The 2,144-nt window shown below is 46.4% G+C and carries 3 protein-coding genes; 1 reads left to right on the top strand and 2 read right to left on the bottom strand.

Annotation, left to right across the window (positions count from 1 at the left end; genetic code table 11):
• Window positions 1–40 precede the first annotated feature (40 nt).
• On the top strand, window positions 41–658 hold the full coding sequence (locus B3182_RS14885) for a helix-turn-helix domain-containing protein (RefSeq protein ID WP_292753381.1): 618 nt from the start codon (window positions 41–43) through the stop codon (window positions 656–658).
• Between the two features lie 41 nt (window positions 659–699).
• Here the strand turns inward: B3182_RS14885 and B3182_RS14880 are convergent, their stop codons facing one another.
• Together B3182_RS14880 and B3182_RS14875 are read right to left on the bottom strand one after the other, a co-directional pair.
• Window positions 700–1,104, bottom strand: coding sequence for a group II truncated hemoglobin (locus tag B3182_RS14880; RefSeq protein ID WP_292355639.1), 405 nt, complete (start codon window positions 1,102–1,104; stop codon window positions 700–702).
• 152 nt (window positions 1,105–1,256) lie between these two features.
• Window positions 1,257–2,144, bottom strand: an 888-nt coding sequence (locus B3182_RS14875; protein ID WP_292753356.1) for a biotin/lipoyl-containing protein, incomplete at its 5' end; no start/stop codon positions are given.

Genomic DNA, 2,144 nt, shown 5'->3' with positions numbered 1-2,144 from the left:
CAGGCAAGGAGATTTAAACGGCGTGAGCGATAAACAAGAGATGAATGGAATCGAAACCACTATCAAATCCCTGGACAAACACCTTGGCAACACGCTGCGCCATATTCGTCTTGATAACGGACTGACTATTGCCGAAGTTGCCAAACGGGCCAGCCTGAGTCGGGGGATGCTTAGTAAAATTGAAAATGGCTTAACGTCACCGAGCCTGGAAAAACTGGAACATTTAGCGAATGCGCTAGGCGTTACGCTGTCCAAACTGTTTCATGATTACGATACCCCCAGAGGTGGTGCGCAATATGTTAAAAATGGTGAAGGGATGGAAGTGGTCAGACGTGGCACTAAATCCGGCCACACCTATCATTTGCTCGCCTACGATCAGGGGCCAAAAAAGTTATTTGAGCCTTTTTTAATTTCACTGGAAGAAGAAAGCGAAGTATTTGCCCCATTTGAACACTCTGGTGTCGAATTTATCTTCATGCTGGAAGGAAGGCTTGAATACACTGTCGGTGATGAACGCTATATTCTGAATCCAGGCGATTCACTGACATTCAATGCTGAACAACCACATCGTCCTGAAGCCAAGTTAAAAATGCCTATCCGCTATCTGGCGATCATTTATTACGACAGTTTGGATGCTATGGAGCATGAGCAGGATTAACCAGATTTAAGGGGCAACAGCCCCTAGTTGTTTAGTCCCACCTAGTGCTTGACCAATAAACCGGCCATGCGCTCAAAGTTTTCCATTAGAAGTTGTTTCATCTCGGGGTCGTAATTCAGTTTTTCGATAGCCAGTTGCATGGAAGCTAACCAGGCATCCTTGTGTGCTTCGGTGATTTCAACATGCTCATGGATTTGTCGCACATTGGAATGCCCCCACTTCTCAGCATAAAGCTTCGGCCCGCCAAACATACCCGAGAAAAAATTGAACTGTTCCATACGGGCGTGTGCCATACCATGACCGCGTAAATGCAGCAGATGAATCGGCCGTCCGACTTCTGTTGTTTCCAATACATCACAAAAGGTATTAACTAGCTTTTCAATACCCTCAGCTCCCCCCAAATTATCGTATATTGAGGGTTTTCTACGCTCAGCCGTCAGTGTCATTATGCGACTCCACAATACTTATCTGTATCATCGAGTCTAGCGCCAGAACATCTAATAAGTTAATACACAGGACTAAGTACTACTTAGATAGTAATACGCCGTCACAATCGCTAAGGATTAAACCTTGCTTTAAGCCAGCCAAAGAAAAAGTGTTAACCAATTTCGATCAGCACCTCTCCAGGTGTCACCCGATCCCCTTTAGTGACATGGATCGCTTTGACTTCCCCATCGATATTAGCCAGCAACTCGGATTCCATTTTCATGGCTTCGATAATCATCGTCGATTGTCCGGAGTTCACTTTGTCGCCAACATTGACAAGGACTTCAACCACATTACCTGGTAATGGTGTGGTGACATGACCAGGATCGCTGGCTTTTTTGCGGCCTTGCTGAGCACCACCAGAAACAAATTCGCTGATGGTTTCAAATACGACTTCTTCGGGCATACCATCGACTGACACATACATTTTGCGTTTGCCGCCACCAACGTCGCCGACACCGGTAATGGCAACATCATATGTTTCACCATGCACATCGACTTTAAACTCGGTTGATACCGTGCCTGGTGCTTTACCTTTACTCTCAGGAATCAAAGGCTCTGGTTGCAACGTTCCATCCAGGCGTTGCTGCAGGAATTCACGGCCGATATCGGGGAACATGGCAAACGTTAATACATCTTCTTCGCAGGTTGCCAAATCCCCTACCTTGGCACGTAATTTATCCATTTCAGGGGCAATGGAATCGGCTGGACGTGATTCCATCACGGTTTCATTGCCAATGGCTTTGCGTTGTAATTCGGCATTAATCGGTGCCGGTGGCTGGCCATAGCCACCCAGTAAATAACGTTTCACTTCATTAGTGATGGTTTTATAACGCTCACCACTTAATACGTTATAAACCGCCTGAGTACCGACAATCTGTGAGGTTGGCGTGACCAATGGTGGAAAGCCCAGATCTTCACGGACTCTTGGGATCTCGGCAAATACTTCACGGATACGATCCAAAGCATTCTGCTCTTTCAGCTGATTGGCCAGATTGGA

This window comes from Methylophaga sp. UBA4204, assembly GCF_002379485.1.
Taxonomy (GTDB): Bacteria; Pseudomonadota; Gammaproteobacteria; order Nitrosococcales; family Methylophagaceae; genus Methylophaga.
Note: the sequence above shows the minus strand (reverse complement) of the source record. Positions and strands in the feature narration are given on the sequence as shown.

Excerpts from the sequence above, each read along its gene's own strand:
- B3182_RS14885 (WP_292753381.1), top strand. The coding sequence starts at position 41 with ATGAATGGAATCGAAACCACTATCAAATCCCTGGACAAACACCTTGGC.
- B3182_RS14880 (WP_292355639.1), bottom strand. The coding sequence starts at position 1,104 with ATGACACTGACGGCTGAGCGTAGAAAACCCTCAATATACGATAATTTG.